This is a genomic window from Shewanella sp. SM20 (assembly GCF_025654545.1).
GTDB lineage: Bacteria > Pseudomonadota > Gammaproteobacteria > Enterobacterales > Shewanellaceae > Shewanella > Shewanella oncorhynchi.
Genome location: NZ_JAKKRK010000012.1, coordinates 42,372 through 59,246 on the forward strand (window position 1 = coordinate 42,372; position 16,875 = coordinate 59,246).

Below are 16,875 nucleotides of genomic sequence, written 5' to 3' on the forward strand. Positions count from 1 at the left end.
GTGAACACCTCTGAAATTAATGAATACTGCTAAATCAACTTGGCTCGACCTCATGCTCAACGGCGCGAAAAATCGCCAGTTACTGGCGCTCGCCCTGCCGATGATACTCTCCAATATCACTATCCCGCTGTTGGGCTTAGTCGATACGGCTGTTATAGGTCATCTGAGTGAGGCCTATTATTTAGGGGGAGTCGCTGTCGGGTCAACGATTATCACATTAATCATTTGGTTATTGGGATTTTTGCGTATGGCGACGACAGGTTTAGTCGCGCAGGCCTTTGGTGCTGACGATCTTCACGCCCAGCACAAACTCTTAGTCCAAGGCGCTATGCTAGCGATGTTATTGGGCGCAGGCGTTATCGCACTGCAAGTCCCGATATTGAATTTAGCGTTAGGATTATCCGAAGCGAGTAGCGAGGTCGAACGTTATTGCCGCGAGTATTTTCAGGTACGGATTTGGTCAACGCCCTTCGCCCTGCTCAATTTAGTGATGTTAGGTTGGCTCTTAGGGCGACAACAACCTAAAGCCGCCATGTGGCAGTTGATTTTAGCCAACCTTGCCAATATTATTCTCGATGTGGTGTTTGTCCTCGGCTTGGGTTGGGGCGTTAAAGGCGCTGCCCTCGCCTCAGTATTTGCCGATATCACCGCTTTCTCAGTCGCACTCACTATGGTGTTACAACAACTCAAGCGCGCACCCGAGTTTCACTTATCTCAGCTATTCCCCCATGTCACCTTAACGGGTTATGGCAAATTACTGAGGCTCAACACAGATATTTTTGTCCGCAGCCTCTGTTTGCAGGCAGCTTTTGCCTTTATGACATTCCATGGTGCAGGTCTAGGTGATAATACCGTTGCGGCCAATGCCGTGTTATTGAATTTACTGCTATTAATCTCCTACGCTCTAGATGGTATAGCCTATTATGCCGAGGCAGAAGTCGGTCGAGCCTATGGGCAAAAACAGGCAGAACAATTAAGGGAAGCTGTGATCTTAGCTTGGTGCTGGTCGGCCATAACGGCACTAGGATTCTGCGCTGTATTTAGTCTTTTTGGCAGTAATATTATCGCGTTATTGACCAGTATTAATGAGGTCAGAGCCACTGCGCAAACCTATCTTATCTGGCTAATATTCTTGCCTTTATGGTCCTTTAGCTCGTATTTATTCGATGGTGTTTACATAGGTGCCGCTAAAGGAAAAGTGATGCGCAATAGCATGATACTCGCCACCTTTGGCGCGTTTTTCCCAACATGGTATTTACTGCAGCAGCTATTACTACCAGAGCAAGGCAACCATGCCCTCTGGGCCGCGATGAGTGTCTTTATGATCGTCAGAAGCCTAACGCTCGCAGGGCATTATTATTTCAGTCAGGCCTTTTTACATAAATAAATCTGTAAAGACAGTAGTTTACTAATCTCAAAATCATTATTATGTTGATTTTACAATTGTAACGAAGATGTGAATCGATAATGAAAAGGATTTTACCGCTGCTATTGCTGTGGCTATGTAACTATACGGTTGCCAACACTGCGCCACAATTACCCGTTGAAGCCTTTGCAAGCATCCCAGATGTTAGCTCTGTGCAGCTCTCGCCTAATGGCAAAAAAATCGCTTCTGTTGTACGGGTCGATCAAGCCAAACTCAAAGGTACTGTCGTTAGTATCCAAGATATAGAAACAGGCGAAAAAAGCATTCCGCTGCACACGGATAATCAAAAATTTGTCATCCTGTCTCTGCAGTGGGCAAACGATAATATCTTACTGATCAGTGCTAAGTTTCCGGCTAACCGTTACGGTACACCTACAACCGAAACCCGCCTTGTTAAGTATGATTTGACCACGAAAAAGACCTCGAGTGTCCTTCCGCGCAGCGTCTTAGACCGTCTTAATTGGATCCCGCAACATCAGGGGCAAATTATCGATCTTATGCCAGATGATCCCGATAATATTTTACTGTCATTAGACGGAATGGGCGAAAACGTAGGCGAAGACAGCGTTCTGAAAGTCAATTTAGCGCAGGGGAAATCCAGTTACACCCAAAATGCTAAAAAGAAGATTATAAGTTGGATTACCGACAGGCAGCACAAAGTCCGAATTTCTATCTACAACGATGATACTGAGTACCGTATTTATGAACAGGCCGAGCAAAAGAGTGATTCACGCTTGCTTTGGACCTTTAAAGCCTTCTCTGAGGACACGGTTTGGCCATTAGGTTTTGATGCAGACCCTAATATCCTCTACGTTCGCGCCTATCACCAAGGTTTCGAAGCCATTTTTAAAGTGAACCTGACCGACCCTAATCTTACAAAAGAGTTGGTTTACGCCAATGAAGCAACTGACGTCGAAGGGGATTTACTCTACTCGCAATTAAAGAAAAAAGTCATTGGTATCAGTGAAGGCGACGGCGAGGAATACACCTTCTGGGAAACAGAATATGTCGGACTACAAAATGGTCTTAAGGCTGTATTACCCGATGCTCACAACTATATTACTCAATTCAGTGCAAATGAACGCCGCTACATAGTGTATTCCACCAGCTCAACCGAGCCTGGCACTTATTACTTCGGCGATAGGGACGAAAAAACGTTATATCCCATCGCGAACAGATACGGCAAGCTCAATAGTGAGCTACTCGCCAACACCCAACATCTAACTTACGAAGCAAGGGATAAGCTCAAAATCGATGCTTACCTAACAGTGCCAAAGGGACTCGAAGCCAAACAGCTACCGACGATTATTTTCCCCCATGGCGGCCCGATCAGTTATGACAGTAACGACTTCGACTACTGGGCACAGTTTTTCGCTAATCGTGGTTATGCGGTATTTCGAATGAATTTCAGGGGGTCGGCAGGTTACGGCTATGAGTTTATGAAGGCTGGCCTAAAAAGCTGGGGTCTCGAAATGCAAAACGATGTTGAAGACGGGACTCGTTACCTAATAGCTCAAGGGATTAGCGATCCTAAACGCATTTGTATTGCCGGTGCGAGTTATGGTGGTTACGCGGCCTTAATGGGGCTCCCGATCTTTACCGTTGCGCCATCAGTGTGGCTGGTGTGACCGATGTGGCCTACCTAGTAAAATCAAGCCGCAGACATACCAACTATGAAGTGGTTAAAGAGCAAATAGGAGATGATCTCGATGCCCTCTATGAGCGCTCACCTATCAGTAAAGCAGATAAAATTAACATCCCAGTATTACTGCTACATGGCGATAAGGACAGAGTCGTTAAGGTTCAACATAGCCGAGAAATGTATGACGAGCTCAAATCACTGAATAAACCAGTGGAGTATATTGAGTTGGAAAATGGTGATCATTACCTGAGCAATAACGACAACAGACTCGCGACGTTTAAAGCCTTAGATAAGTTCTTAGCTGATAATCTCAACCCTAAGTTATAACTGAACAACTGCACTTAAAGCGAAAGCCAAATATAAAAAACGCGACTCAAGGTCGCGTTTTTCATTCAGCTTAACAAACAAGATTAAGCGTAAGAATGTTCACCGTGTTGGTGATCTGTCACGTCACGTACGCCAGTCAACTCACCTGGGAACATGTCTAACAATTGTTTTTCGATACCATCTTTCAGGGTGATATCAACTTGAGAACAACCGTTACAACCACCGCCGAACTGCAGTACAGCCACGCCTTCTTTAGTGATTTCAACCAGCATGATATTACCACCATGGCCAGCTAACTGAGGGTTGATTTCAGATTGGATCACGTATTCGATACGCTCGACTAAAGGTGCATCACCTGACACTTTACGCATTTTTGCGTTAGGTGCTTTGAGCGTGAGTTGTGAACCTAATTGGTCAGTCACAAAATCGATAGTGGCATCTTCAAGGAAAGGTGCACTCTTCTCATCGACCATAGCATTGAAGCCAGTGAACTCGATTTCAATATCATCACTTTCCACTGCATCCGGTGGACAATAAGACACACCACACTCGGCTTGCGAGGTACCAGGACTGATCACAAATACGCGAATATGAGTGCCTTCAGGTTGATCTGCTAACAACTTAACAAAATGGGCTTGAGCCGCATCGGAAATGGTAATCATGAAAACCTGCTCCGTCAGGGGATACCTGAGTGTTTTAGTAAGAATTAGCCGTATGATACTCCGACTCACCTTCGCTTTGTAGTCCTTTGGATAGCAAGTTTATGGATTTTTGCCATAGCGATCACGATTTATTCATCATAAACAAGCTTTAAACGAATGTGTTGTACGCGAGTGAACTGCATCATTTACAAACAAAAGCGACCCAATTGGGTCGCTTTAAGCCAGACATAAAATACAAACTATTTAGCCGCTTCTTGTCCAGCGATACGACCAAAGACAATGATATCAGTGTAAGCATTTCCACCGAGTCGATTGGTTCCATGGGTTAAACCAGTCACTTCACCCGCAGCAAACAAGCCCGGAATCACCTTTCCTTGTTCATCAAGTACACGAGTACGTATATCAACCGCTAGTCCACCCATTGTATGGTGCACAGAAGGTGTCGCCTTTAAAATCCAATAAGGTCCTTTACTTAAATCAACCAATCCTGAGCGATGATTAAAGGCTTCATCCTTTCCTGTTGCGGCATAACGATTCACGTCTTTAATCGTTGATAACAGCTTATCTTCAGGAATATTAAAGACTTTAGCGGCTTCTTCTAAGGTGTCGACCTTATACATTAGCCCGTCTTTTGTGAATTCCTTCAGTTCACCTTGATGCATTTCAACAGTATGGGCAACATCTTCAATAGCTTGGTTCCAGAGCAGATAAGTATAACGGCCTGGTTGGGCTAGAATGGCCTGTGAAATCACATCTCGGCGTTCCAATTCCTCAACAAAGCGCTCACCCTTCTGGTTGATTAACACCGCACCAAAGAAGCGAGAGTCAGCAATCAAGGCAATCGCACCCGAGGTTGGGCTACAAATGGGATATGACTGGATATATCCCATATTTTTAGCTGCTGCATGTATTTTTTCTGCCATCACAATACCGTCACCAGTACCACCTGAATGACCAGTGCTGCCATATCGTTCATCTAACTCTGGGTTATATTTTTTACGCATTTCCATGTTAGACGAGAAGCCACCCGTGGCAATCACAACACCGCGTTTTGCATAGTAGGTTACCGTTTTGCCATTATGAGTCGCTTCTACACCCACAATTCGGCCCGTTTGATCTTGAATTAACTTTTCAGCCTTAGTATTGGTATGAATTGGTAAGCCAACTTCTTCAGCTTTAATAGAAAACTTGCTGATCACCTCTGCTCCGGTATGACCTTTAGGGATTAGCGCTCGTTTCACGCTGTGTCCACCAAACTGAAATAATTGATCTGGGTAAAATTCTACTTTGACGTAATCCCTTAACCACTCAGCTGCATCAACCGCATTATCGACCATGGTCTTAACCATTTCAGGGTCACCTTTGAAATCGCCGCCTTTTAGCGTGTCGTTAATAAACAGCTCTTTGCTATCAGTAACACCCATATTTTTTTGTACCCAACTACCAGCAACATTCATCTCAGCACCCGAGATCAATGAGTTACCACCAATAATTGGCATTTTTTCAATAATAACGGCGGAGCGGCCTGCGGCCATAGCCTCTAAACCAGCACTGAAACCTGCACCACCCGAGCCAATAATCACCACATCATAGGTATATTCTGCTGGTGTTAATGCTTCATTTTTTTTAGCTGAAGCGACAGCAACTAACGTAACACCTGCGGCTTCAACACTTTTACCCACGGCTTCTTTAAGCGCTTTAGACGTTACGGTTGCGCCTGCAATACCGTCAACCTCGATAGAGTTATTATCAATAATCGCCTGTTTAACATCTTTAAATACGGCACCAGCAAGGACCTTATTTTCCTTTTGCTTTAGTACATCAATCGCCACAATGTGTCCGTCTTTGAATGTGGTTTCGACCTGCACTTCGCCATGCTTGCCTTGAGCGGTTCCCTGGCTTTTTACTATTTGATGGGTAACTTGACAGCCGACAATAATTGCTGTTGCCGTGGCAGCAATACCAATAATGGATTTTTTATAATGCATTACAATTCCCTTATTATTTTTGATGAAAATTAGAACAGCACCAAATTAAATGAGATTCTACTTATCAAAATTTCAACCTATTTGATAAACCGTTAAAACTGATAACCAACAGATATACCGTATTCAATACCATCATTATATTGTGAGCCCCAGCTATCATAATGGGTGATATATAACTTTGAAAATATTGAATCCGTGAGGCTTGTTTGTAATGTTGTAATTATCTGATGGCCATAGCTGTCATATGAAAATAATGCTTGATGCGCTGCATCCCTATCAATTTGTGCTTCATAATTCAAACTTAAACTATGTTTTAACCCTAGCAACTCAAATGGGTACTTTGCATTTAAAACCACGGCATAACCTGACAGATCATTAAACTTCTCTGATGTGGGAGAAAAGCTACCAATGGTATAATTTAAACCGACACCATAGTTTAGTGATAAATTTTGAATTTTTGCATTATGGGTAATACCTAAGTAAAGATTATCTTCAACTAGCGTTTCACTCGCAGAGATAAAGTTCTGAGTCCAGAAGTTGAACTGCGACTCTCCCAGCTTATTTTCAAGTATCAATAATGACTTAATGGTAGTTTTACCATCAAGGTTCTTCTGATTTTCCGCGATTTCAGCAGGGTTTTCGAGCTTAAGATTAGCAAAGTAAGTACCCCAATCAGCAATTCCTAAATGATTCAACTTTACAAAAGGTTGATTAAAAACACCTGGGTTATCATTTTTTGCGTCACTGGTATAAAACTTATAACCTAAATCCACGCTCGTTTTATTCACATCAGAATATACTGAACCACTAAAAATAATTGCACTGACTAAAATGGATGCCACACTTTTTTTACACATAGAGTCCCTCTCAACCATGTATTCTAGGAAGTATTTTAAAATACTTATCGACCAGTAAACTTTATATAATAAAGTTACTACGAATAGCATGATGACTATGTGATCTAAGCCCAACGGCGCTTTTGCATTTTAAAAGTGTGTGGTTTAATGCAGTAAATCTATAGTTCCCATTCTTTAGTTATTAGATATTACCAGCCTAGCAGTAAATAAATTATTTGCAGATGAGCTAGTAAAAATCCAACCCAGTTGATTCGCGAGACGTTTCACCAGTAAAAGCCCTAAACCAAATCCATGGCGGCCCTTACTATTGTAGGAATTGGTTATTGCTATACAACAAGCATCTTGAGTAATACTAATATCCATCCCACCATGCTCAATACTATTCCTTAATAAATTGCTTAATATGATTTTTAGCGGATGAAGCTGGACGGGCAAGCAAGTATCGTCACACAATAATTGAATTTTTTGCTCATAACCATGTACCCGTTGCTGCTCCTCGATAATACTGGCAAGTAAAGGCGATAATGCTACGTTTTCCTTTTCTAGGTTTGAACACTCTTTATTAGTTAACCATAGTAGGGTTTCAATGAGTGACTTCATTTGATTGGTCGCTTGGGAAGCATACAGAGTTGCCCCCGTAAGCTCACCTTGTTGTAATGCGAGGATTTCGAATGAAGATTGGCATATGGCGACTGGCGTACGTAACTCATGACTAGCAAAACGTAAAAAATTGAGTTCTCGCTGCTGAGCCTCCTGAAGTTGTAAAATCGAGTTATCTAAAGCATCAACAATAGCTTTTAATTCAGCATATTCTTGTTCTGGTAAACTCAGTTTTCCTCCTCCTTCCCAATCATGTTGTTTAATCGCATGACTAATTTGATGAACAGGCGTAATCACTTTACTTTGCATATAAAACGCTAAACTTGCACTGGCACAAAAGGTTATCAAGACAAGCAGCAAGATCGCCGTCATATTTTTAGGGGCAAATTGCAAATCATGGGTAACACTAAACTGCAGCCAAACATATAGCGGCTGGCCAGTTTGAGTGTAGTACACACTTAACGCGTTAACAATGGGACCTTCTGCATGCTCATAGTGAATTGTGCTCGCATCAGTTAAGACTTCATTGTTACTTAACTCACGAATTTGCAGCGGAATATCTCGCCAATGAGGATAGACTGTTAAGTTATCGGTTTTTAGAAGTGGTTGATGAAGTAATGATTGCTGAGTTGGCTCCGCCAGCTTCAGTAATGCTTCGGCCGCTTGCCCTGCATTGTGCATTGTGACTTCATGCATAGAAATCATACCTGCACACATCATGCAAAGCGGGATAAAACTATTTACACCTAAGGTTATTAATAGAAAAATAACTCCCCACACTTGATAACTACGCTTGAGGCTAAGTTTAGGCGCTTGCATTGATATCATCTCTAAGGCTTAAACCGACGCCACGAATCGTATGTAATATTTGCCGTTCAAAGGGGCGATCGATCACTCGGCGCAAAAGATGAATATGGCTGCGCAAGCTATCACTATCAGGTGTACTGTCGGGCCAAAGCATTCGCTCAATCTCTTCTCTACTCACCGTTTCTGGACTACGCCTAGCTAATAAAGCCAAGATCTGCCATCCGGTTTTAGACAAAGCCAGCAGTTGCCCTTGCCGATACACCATGTGGTTTGCAAAATCGATTTCTAGGTCGCCAATAGTCAACCTTTGGGGTGCGGGACGACGCTGAGCAACCACCTTCAATCGCGCGACCAGTTCCTCCATTGCAAAGGGTTTTACTAAATAATCGTCCGCGCCCACAGCAAACCCACTCAAGCGATCATTCAGACTACTTCGTGCAGTTAACATGATTACTGGTGAGGTAATGCACTGTGCTTTCCAGCGTTCACACGCTTCAATCCCATCACCATCCGGCAAATTTAGATCGAGAATAATAGCGTCGAACTGCTGCTGACTAATGAGCATATCCGCTTGTGCCAAGTTGAAAGCGTAATCACACTCTATACCACTCAATTCAAGATATTGAATGATGTTGTTAGAAAGAAGTCGATTATCTTCAACCAGTAATATCAACATTTTTAAATCAACTCATATTGATGGGCTAAATGGATTAAATTTGCTCTATTTGTAGCCCCAAACTTCTTACGCATAGATTCCATATGATATTCAACTCCTCTGACACTTATCGGGAGCTGAGTTGAAATTTCGTCGTTTTGAAGACCGTTTGCGACCATAAGTAGGATATCTCTCGCATTATCTTTAAGCAGAGAGCTTTGTAGAAATGGATTGAACAATTGTTTATTACATTCAAAAAGCTTGTTTTGAGCTTCCTTTAAAGTGTCTGCCAATCCCTCTAATACCACCTCCGAAGCACTAAGATGGCTAAGTAGTATAAACCGGCCTGCCCAATGACGATTAGAGTGGCATGAGATGGGCCAGCTCAAAACACTTTGAATATTATGCTTACTAAACAGTAAGCTGGTCTTATCATTTTTTTCACTCGTGAATCTATACATATAAGATTTTGAAGTATCCAATGAAAAACCAAAATTGAAATCATGGGAGGCTATCTGATTTAAATAAAAATGCTGTAATTCAGCTATGACATGGGAAGAAGCTATGCTGGCGATAGGTTTTCTTAGTGCCGTAGGAGAGAACAGATTGGTATCTTTTGGAAAGTGATAATTTTCATACGCACAATGTGGAACTCCTTGAAACCAGAAACCACAAAAACCATGTAGCTTTAAAGAGTAGTTTATCGCCTGAATAACGTCCTTCAGCGTTGATGCCGTATCTGCATTTGATCGCGCCAGTTTAGCGTCCATAAATACCCTCCAAACGAAATAATATAGGAAGGTATCTCAATACAAAAAATAAACAAAACCCATTGATACAGATACTTACATCTTGTCGCAAAATTAAAACTTATTCATGTTTACGCAGTATTTTTGACATAATTTTGACATACACAAAGATATAATGGAGCAATGCTTTTAACCTTTTTAAATATCATCCAACAAGCCTGGCGCCTCAGCCCTTGCCAAACACCATACTTGAACATGCACATAACGCGCTTCGAATAAGCGAGCAATTTCAGAGACTGTAGTGCCAGTGGTGACCACATCATCCACCAATGCAATACGCTGGAACGCAAAATCATCCGCTAACATAAAGGCATCATGTAAGTTGCGTCGTCGCTGCGCCCCCGAAAGCCCCGCCTGCGGTCGAGTGTCTTGTTGACGCGTTAACCCTTCGCTCACTAATGGCAGTTGCAAGAGCTGCGATAAGTCATGGGCAATTAACCACGCCTGATTAAATCCCCGTTGTTGCAAACGTTTTGGATGCAATGGAACTGGCACTATCGCTTGAGGCAGCGAGATTAATCCTTGCTGTTCTAATACCTTAAGTCGTGCCACTAAGGCGCGACACAGCACGGGCAAAGCGGCAAGTTGACCTTGATATTTAATCGCACCAACCCAAGCACCCAAACCTTGATGATAACTACAAGGCGCAATGACTTTACGTGGCTGACGCTTTTGGCATTCACCGCAATAATCGACTTCTATTTGCATCGACTTACCGCAACCTAAGCAAATAGGCCCATGATATAAGCCAGATTGAAGACAAACGGCGCAAATGCCAGTCTCGGGAAGTGATATGGATTGGTGGCACAGCAGGCAACGGTTAGGTAAACTGCCCGCCAACCACCTTGTACCGAGTTGATAGCCTAAACGCATTACCCGCAAAGCAGATTGCGACCAAATCCTTTTGACAAAGTACGGCATACATTCACCTAATCCATTTTTGAGGCACTCAAGTGAGCCAAGTGACATCCACAAACCAAGCAAATTTGCATATTGAAATCAGCGGCCAAGGGCCAGATCTGGTGATGCTTCACGGTTGGGGAGTGAATAGCGCTGTGTTTACGCCATTACATGAGTCACTGTCTCAGTATAGGGTACACTATGTAGACTTGCCGGGCTTTGGCCATAGCCAAATGGTTGAAGGTGGCCTATCAACCTGGGTAGATACCTTGGTCGCTGCATTGCCTGAACACGCTATTTGGGCCGGCTGGTCACTCGGTGGGCTCGTTGCGACTCAGGCAGCGTTAAGTTATCCACAAAAAATCAAAGGCTTGATTACTATTGCCTCATCCCCTTGCTTTATGGCAAGGGAGGACGAAGCATGGCCGGGCATTCCGCCACAAGTCCTCAATCAATTTAGAGAACAACTCGGCCAAAATTTACCTAAAACTATAGAGAGATTTCTGGCGATTCAAGCCATGGGTAGCGAAACCGCCAAAGAAGACATCAAACAACTGCGCGATCTTGTCCTCGCACGCCCTTTACCCAATGCCAGAGCCTTAACTCAAGGCCTAAATATGCTGACCGACGTCGACTTAAGGCAGCAACTGATAGAGTTGCAACAACCTTGGCTAAGGATCTGGGGCCGACTCGACGGGCTAGTACCCAAACGCGTACCACCTAAAATGCCCATCACAGCTCAAAGTGAGGATGTGATGCTCGCCAAAGCCTCTCACGCGCCCTTTATTTCCCATCAGCAGGAGTTTTTGCAGGTATTTATGCCTTGGTTAACGTTACAGACACGTTAACGCTTTATCTTTGAGCGATTAATGACTAGTATTTAACCATTAATGTGCCAAGGAATTTCCCATGTTAGTTGTCAGTAACTACCCCCAAGTCCCGCTAGCGACCAGTAATGTCGCGACGGACTCGGCTCGGGTCGACAACCAACTGAAACCTGTGGTCATCCCACCACAAGCTGCAACTAAAGGTCACGAAGAACGCGCCTTTAATCCACAGAATGAACGCACTGCGGATCAAGCTCAACAACAGGCGAAAACGCTCGAGCATAATCAGCAACAAGTTCAAGAAAAACAGCAGCAACAGCAATCCTCACAGCAACAGAACCAACAACAGCAAGAGAAAAAAGCGCCCCTTGTAGTGGCCGAGCGTGTTTTACCTAAAACGCTAAAAATTGCTGCAAGAGGCCAAGCGGCGCTGCAACGTAAGGATATACGCTTAAAGGTCAGTCAAGGTGCGGCAAATTATGCCAGCAGTAACGCCAAAGCGAATACCAGCAGTACGGCAAGGCAATCGCTTCAAGGCGAATCGAGTCAATTTTATCAACAACTTGGGCAACGCATTAGTCAGTTCTATCAACAACAGACTCAGCCAGAGCAAGAATCTATTATGTCGACGTGGATTTAACCTATTCCAATCGTATGAATCCGTTTGCGCACAAAATTAACCTGAATGATAAACAAAAATGCCGCTAAAAATAGCGGCATTTTCCATTCTGTTTAACGCTTATTTAGGCAAACGATACAGCTCTTGCTGGTAGGCCAAACTGCCCCACAATGCCCAACTTAAGGCTTTCTTCTCTAGCGCTGCAGCGGCTGGCGCATAAGGCGTTAACTGCTCAGTTTTTTCATTGTATTCGAAACCTTGAGCCGCTTTTTCTGGCTGCAGGATCACTACATCTTTACCTTCCATCAGGGCAAAGTTTTTATCGTATTGCATTAACGCGCGTCCAGGCCAATCATCGCTGACTTGGGTCAAATCTCGGCCCAGCATAGGATAAGAGTCTGAAATACCAATCAATGATAACAGTGTTGGCGGTAAATCAATCTGGCTCACAATACGATGATCGCGTTTTGGTGCAACATTATCCCCAAGAATTAATCCCGGAATACGAAAACGTGACACTGGCACCAGATCCGCGCCACCCACTCGACTGTCATGGTCGGCAACCACGATAAAAATCGTGTCTTTCCAATAGTCTGCGTTTTTCGCCAATTTGAAAAACTCACCAACCGCATAGTCGGCATATTTCGCCGCATTATTGCGAGTTTGCTTAGGTTGTTCATAAAGTTCGATACGATCATCTGGGAATTCAAATGGATCATGGTTACTCGAACTAAACACCAAACTAAAGAAAGGCTTACCTTCACTATGCAGACGCTCAAACTCACTGTTGGCCTTGCGCATTAAATCTTCGTCTGACGCGCCCCACGAACCCACGAAGGCCGGAGATTTGTAATCTTTCTGATCTATAATGTCACTAAAGCCGTTGCCCAAGAAGAAGCTACGCATATTGTCGAAATGGCTCTCACCACCATAAATAAACTGCGTGGTATATCCATGATTTTTAAGTAATTCAGCAATACTGAAAAAGCCAACTTGGCTCTTACCTAGCTTCACCACAGCGCGAGCTGGCGTTGGCGTAAAACCTGTTGTCACGGCTTCGATTCCGCGTACAGATCGTGTACCAGTAGCGTACAAGTTATCGAAATACCAACCTTCTTTAGACAAGGCATCGATATTCGGTGTCAGGGGTAACCCACCTAAACTGCCGACAAAACGGGCGCCTAAGCTCTCTTGCAGTAGGATCACTAAGTTCTTTGGCTTACCAGTATAACTGGCTTGGTTAAAGCTCAGTGATGGGATATCCGTTGAAGTAAAGGCACTTTCAGGGCGACCACTTTCCTGCCTAATCGTTGCAATAACCTCCGCGTTATCTAGCTTGCCATACACTTTAGAAGCATCTTCTTCACTATCCATCTGCTTGATGGCAAACACCAAGGAATAAGCAGAGTTAATCACTAAAGAGTTCACCAATGGATCGTCAGCAAAGGCCACCAGAGCGGGGTTAAGCGGACGATGACCCAAGGTTGAACGGGCACCTAATATCGTAATTGCGATAACGATTAACGCTAATACTGGACGCCAATACCAGCGTGGAAAGCGCAGGTTTTTCGTCAGTTTACCGCTGAGAACCCAACCGCCCCAGAGTGTACCTATGGTTAATAATATTGAGAAAATAAGCTCAAGCTTACGACCCGCCCACAGCATAGAAAGCACTTCTTTCGGGTAGATCAGATATTCCACATACAAACGATTCGGACGAAAACCGTATTCTTCAATAAAAGCGGGGGTCGATGCTTCTAAAAACAGCATTATCCACAGACCGACGGTTAACCACACCCGTAAAATCGGCTGCCACAGACGGCCAATAAAATGATCACCTGAAAATAATGCGGTTCCTAAGGCAGCAATACCCCATAACCAGCACAGGGTAGCGATATCGACGCGTAAACCTTGAATTAAGAGATGCGACCAACCATCCACAGCGGCCACGCGATCGGCTTGCCACAGCCCTAAAGCGATACGGCTCGCGGTGGCAATGAAAAGCACTAATAACGAAAAGATAAAGATGGCGCGAAAAGGCCCATGGGCATTGTTTCGCCCGCGAGGTGATAAACCAGATTGCATGTGTTACCCCAAAACGTGTAAAAAGAGCCACTCTGCTTTGGAGTGTCAATTTGAAAAATCGGTGAATAAGCTGTGCTATGACAACCGATTTTGCTTAACGTTGCATTAAATGCCGACTTTATATTCCCTAAGACGACATTTATGCAACAATTTTGTGAGTAACAGGTTAAAAAGTCGACTCGGACATGACGTATGTCCGAGTATTAACATTACAGCGTCTACTTTTTCAGCTTAGCGAAGGCATCAGCAAAGGCATTGCCCATGGCCGCGTTTGCTGGCGCTTTAGGTGCTTGCTTTTGCGCAGGACGCGCAGCCGGTTTCGCTGACTGCGGTGTTTTACCATGATTAGTTCTGGCAGGATTGTGCGGTCTTTGCTGCGGCTTGCTTTGGTCGATAGCTTCATCCAAACGCATGCTCAAACCGATGCGGCGGCGCTCAACGTCAACTTCCATTACTTTGACTTTCACCACATCTCCCGCTTTCACCACAGTGTGCGGGTCGCTGATGAACTTGTCGGTTAGAGAAGAGATATGCACGAGCCCATCTTGATGTACGCCAATATCGACGAAGGCACCAAAATTAGTCACGTTGGTCACTACGCCTTCGAGTACCATTTCAGGTTTCAGATGTTTAAGTTCTTCAACACCATCTTTAAACTTGGCGGTTTTGAACTCACCGCGGGGATCGCGTCCAGGCTTATCCAGTTCGGCTAAAATATCTGTGACCGTCGGCAAACCAAATTCCGCCGTAATAAACTCTTCTGCCTTGATGCTGCGCAGCAAATCAGAGTTACCCATCAGGCTCGCCAACTCTACTTGCTTAGTCTTAGCGATAGTTTCCACTAGCGAATAAGCCTCAGGATGCACAGACGAGGCATCGAGTGGATTGTCCCCTTCTCGAATACGCAAAAAGCCCGCTGCTTGCTCGTAGGCTTTAGGCCCTAAACGCGGTACTTTCAGCAGCTCTTTACGATTCTTAAACTGACCATTGGCATCGCGATAATCGACCACGTTTTTCGCTAACGTCTTATTTAAACCTGCCACTTGTGACAATAACGGCACTGAGGCCATGTTGAGATCTACACCCACGCCGTTTACACAGTCTTCCACCACGGCTTCCAACGAACCCGATAATTGGCTTTGACTCACGTCGTGTTGGTATTGACCGACACCGATAGACTTAGGCTCAATCTTCACTAATTCGGCTAATGGATCTTGCAAGCGACGGGCGATAGACACTGCACCACGAATCGACACATCAAGATCAGGAAACTCCAACGCCGCCAATTCCGATGCAGAATACACAGACGCACCCGCCTCACTGACCATCACTTTGGTCAAATGTGGATGGGTATCTTTCACTTCGGCAATCAGCTCAGCAGCCAGTTTGTCAGTTTCCCTTGATGCAGTGCCGTTACCAATCGCAATCAGCTCAACCTTATGCATTTTGACTAAGTTAGCCAAAGTACGGATCGACTTTTCCCACAGATTTTGCGGTGCGTGTGGGAAAATAGTCGCATGGCACAACAACTTACCTGTGTTATCGACCACAGCGACTTTAACACCGGTACGTAAACCAGGATCGAGTCCCATGGTGGCTTTCGCGCCCGCAGGAGCGGCCATCAATAAATCACCTAGATTACGGGCGAAAACTTTAATCGCTTCGGCTTCAGCGCGTTCGCGCATTTGCGAAATAAACTCAGTTTCCATCTGCAGGGCAATCTTAATACGCCATGTCGCCGTCACCACAGTTTTCAACCATTGATCAACGCTGCTATCACCTAATTTCAGCCCTAAATGATCACAGATAATCACTTCGCAGTAACTACCTTGGCCCGCTTCAGCGGCTGGATCGGCATTCATAGATAAGGTTAAGAAACCTTCATTACGCCCACGCAGCATAGCCAGTGCACGGTGTGATGGGATCTTAGCTAACTGTTCTGTATGCTCAAAATAATCGCGGAACTTCGCGCCGTCTTTCTCTTTGCCAGCAATTAAACGGCTTTCTAACACACTGTTTTGGCTTAAATGCTCACGCACTTTACGCAGTAATTCAGCGTCTTCGGCGTAACGCTCCATCAGGATATAACGCGCGCCCTCGAGCACAGCTTTAACATCGGCAAAACCCGCTTCGCTATTGATATAGCCTGCCGCTGTAGTCTCGACATCTACGCTACGATCAGCCAGTAATGCATCGGCTAATGGCTCAAGCCCAGCCTCGATAGCGATTTGGCCCTTAGTACGACGCTTAGGTTTGAAGGGCAGGTATAAATCTTCGAGGCGTGTCTTACTGTCTGCCTCGTCAATCGCCCATTGTAATTCTGGCGTTAACTTACCCTGAGCTTGGATGCTAGACAGGATCACTTGGCGTCTGTCGTTCAGCTCACGCAGGTAACCTAAACGTGTGTACAAGGTACGCAGTTGTGTATCGTCTAAACCGCCTGTGGCTTCTTTACGGTAACGGGCAACGAAGGGAACTGTCGCGCCATCGTCGAGCAGAGTGATGGTTGCGGCAACTTGTTGCTCACGAACATTCAGTTCTTGAGCGATAATCAGAGCGATGTTATGTGCATTAGTTTGCATAAATAAAGTGTCGTGCCTAACTGTAAAGTAAATCGTTATTGCGCCAAAGATACCACAGGCGCCCCGTATGTTTCATGCTAAAGCCTAGG

The 16,875-nt window shown here is 44.5% G+C and carries 12 protein-coding genes and 1 pseudogene; 4 read left to right on the forward strand and 9 right to left on the reverse strand.

Features of this window, described 5'->3' with window-relative positions; all coding sequences use genetic code 11:
• Window positions 1–19: 19 nt before the first annotated feature.
• Both L5M18_RS07090 and L5M18_RS07095 read left to right on the forward strand, forming a co-directional pair.
• Entirely contained in the window at window positions 20–1,387 is a 1,368-nt protein-coding gene (locus tag L5M18_RS07090) for an MATE family efflux transporter (protein WP_263141484.1), read from the forward strand.
• Between the two features lie 80 nt (window positions 1,388–1,467).
• Window positions 1,468–3,395: pseudogene (locus tag L5M18_RS07095) on the forward strand (alpha/beta hydrolase family protein).
• An 83-nt stretch (window positions 3,396–3,478) separates the two neighbouring features.
• Here L5M18_RS07095 and nfuA read toward each other — a convergent pair.
• From nfuA to L5M18_RS07130, 7 genes are all read right to left on the reverse strand, one after another.
• Window positions 3,479–4,057 carry a Fe-S biogenesis protein NfuA gene (nfuA, locus tag L5M18_RS07100; protein ID WP_006079591.1) on the reverse strand — a complete coding sequence of 193 codons (579 nt, stop codon included), beginning with the start codon at window positions 4,055–4,057 and terminating at the stop codon, window positions 3,479–3,481.
• 239 nt (window positions 4,058–4,296) lie between these two features.
• A complete protein-coding gene (urdA, locus tag L5M18_RS07105) occupies window positions 4,297–6,045 on the reverse strand; it encodes a urocanate reductase (RefSeq protein WP_263196376.1) in 1,749 nt (582 codons plus the stop codon).
• A 92-nt stretch (window positions 6,046–6,137) separates the two neighbouring features.
• Window positions 6,138–6,902: an outer membrane protein OmpK gene (locus tag L5M18_RS07110; protein WP_263196378.1), complete on the reverse strand. Its 765-nt coding sequence runs from the start codon at window positions 6,900–6,902 to the stop codon at window positions 6,138–6,140.
• A 174-nt stretch (window positions 6,903–7,076) separates the two neighbouring features.
• Window positions 7,077–8,321 carry a sensor histidine kinase gene (locus L5M18_RS07115; RefSeq protein ID WP_263196380.1) on the reverse strand — a complete coding sequence of 415 codons (1,245 nt, stop codon included), beginning with the start codon at window positions 8,319–8,321 and terminating at the stop codon, window positions 7,077–7,079.
• A complete protein-coding gene (locus tag L5M18_RS07120; RefSeq protein WP_263192496.1) occupies window positions 8,308–8,985 on the reverse strand; it encodes a response regulator transcription factor in 678 nt (225 codons plus the stop codon). The genes L5M18_RS07115 and L5M18_RS07120 overlap by 14 nt, the downstream gene beginning before the upstream one ends.
• Before the next feature lie 2 nt (window positions 8,986–8,987).
• Window positions 8,988–9,734, reverse strand: a complete 747-nt coding sequence (locus L5M18_RS07125; protein ID WP_263162431.1) for a helix-turn-helix transcriptional regulator — start codon at window positions 9,732–9,734, stop codon at window positions 8,988–8,990.
• Window positions 9,735–9,911: 177 nt separating this feature from the next.
• The gene (locus L5M18_RS07130) at window positions 9,912–10,694 is read right to left on the reverse strand and encodes a ComF family protein (RefSeq protein WP_263162434.1); all 783 of its coding nucleotides are present in this window, start codon (window positions 10,692–10,694) and stop codon (window positions 9,912–9,914) included.
• 32 nt (window positions 10,695–10,726) lie between these two features.
• Here L5M18_RS07130 and bioH point away from each other — a divergent pair, with 32 nt between their 5' ends.
• On the forward strand, window positions 10,727–11,521 hold the full coding sequence (gene bioH, locus L5M18_RS07135) for a pimeloyl-ACP methyl ester esterase BioH (protein WP_212599493.1): 795 nt from the start codon (window positions 10,727–10,729) through the stop codon (window positions 11,519–11,521).
• Window positions 11,522–11,582: 61 nt separating this feature from the next.
• Window positions 11,583–12,140 carry a hypothetical protein gene (locus tag L5M18_RS07140; protein ID WP_173248241.1) on the forward strand — a complete coding sequence of 186 codons (558 nt, stop codon included), beginning with the start codon at window positions 11,583–11,585 and terminating at the stop codon, window positions 12,138–12,140.
• Window positions 12,141–12,239: 99 nt separating this feature from the next.
• Here L5M18_RS07140 and L5M18_RS07145 read toward each other — a convergent pair whose 3' ends face one another.
• Both L5M18_RS07145 and L5M18_RS07150 read right to left on the reverse strand, forming a co-directional pair.
• Window positions 12,240–14,204 (reverse strand): LTA synthase family protein, encoded by a 1,965-nt coding sequence (locus L5M18_RS07145; RefSeq protein ID WP_263162437.1) that lies wholly within the window; start codon window positions 14,202–14,204, stop codon window positions 12,240–12,242.
• Window positions 14,205–14,422: 218 nt separating this feature from the next.
• Window positions 14,423–16,786: a Tex family protein gene (locus L5M18_RS07150; protein WP_198572413.1), complete on the reverse strand. Its 2,364-nt coding sequence runs from the start codon at window positions 16,784–16,786 to the stop codon at window positions 14,423–14,425.
• Between the last annotated feature and the right edge of the window lie 89 nt (window positions 16,787–16,875).

What these genes read in the sequence shown, in the direction of transcription:
- L5M18_RS07130 (WP_263162434.1), bottom strand. Translation starts at nt 10,694, where the DNA reads ATGCCGTACTTTGTCAAAAGGATTTGGTCGCAATCTGCTTTGCGGGTA.
- L5M18_RS07120 (WP_263192496.1), bottom strand. Translation starts at nt 8,985, where the DNA reads ATGTTGATATTACTGGTTGAAGATAATCGACTTCTTTCTAACAACATC.
- L5M18_RS07150 (WP_198572413.1), bottom strand. Translation starts at nt 16,786, where the DNA reads ATGCAAACTAATGCACATAACATCGCTCTGATTATCGCTCAAGAACTG.
- L5M18_RS07090 (WP_263141484.1), top strand. Translation starts at nt 20, where the DNA reads ATGAATACTGCTAAATCAACTTGGCTCGACCTCATGCTCAACGGCGCG.
- L5M18_RS07125 (WP_263162431.1), bottom strand. Translation starts at nt 9,734, where the DNA reads ATGGACGCTAAACTGGCGCGATCAAATGCAGATACGGCATCAACGCTG.
- L5M18_RS07140 (WP_173248241.1), top strand. Translation starts at nt 11,583, where the DNA reads ATGTTAGTTGTCAGTAACTACCCCCAAGTCCCGCTAGCGACCAGTAAT.
- nfuA (WP_006079591.1), bottom strand. Translation starts at nt 4,057, where the DNA reads ATGATTACCATTTCCGATGCGGCTCAAGCCCATTTTGTTAAGTTGTTA.
- L5M18_RS07145 (WP_263162437.1), bottom strand. Translation starts at nt 14,204, where the DNA reads ATGCAATCTGGTTTATCACCTCGCGGGCGAAACAATGCCCATGGGCCT.
- L5M18_RS07115 (WP_263196380.1), bottom strand. Translation starts at nt 8,321, where the DNA reads ATGCAAGCGCCTAAACTTAGCCTCAAGCGTAGTTATCAAGTGTGGGGA.
- L5M18_RS07110 (WP_263196378.1), bottom strand. Translation starts at nt 6,902, where the DNA reads ATGTGTAAAAAAAGTGTGGCATCCATTTTAGTCAGTGCAATTATTTTT.
- urdA (WP_263196376.1), bottom strand. Translation starts at nt 6,045, where the DNA reads ATGCATTATAAAAAATCCATTATTGGTATTGCTGCCACGGCAACAGCA.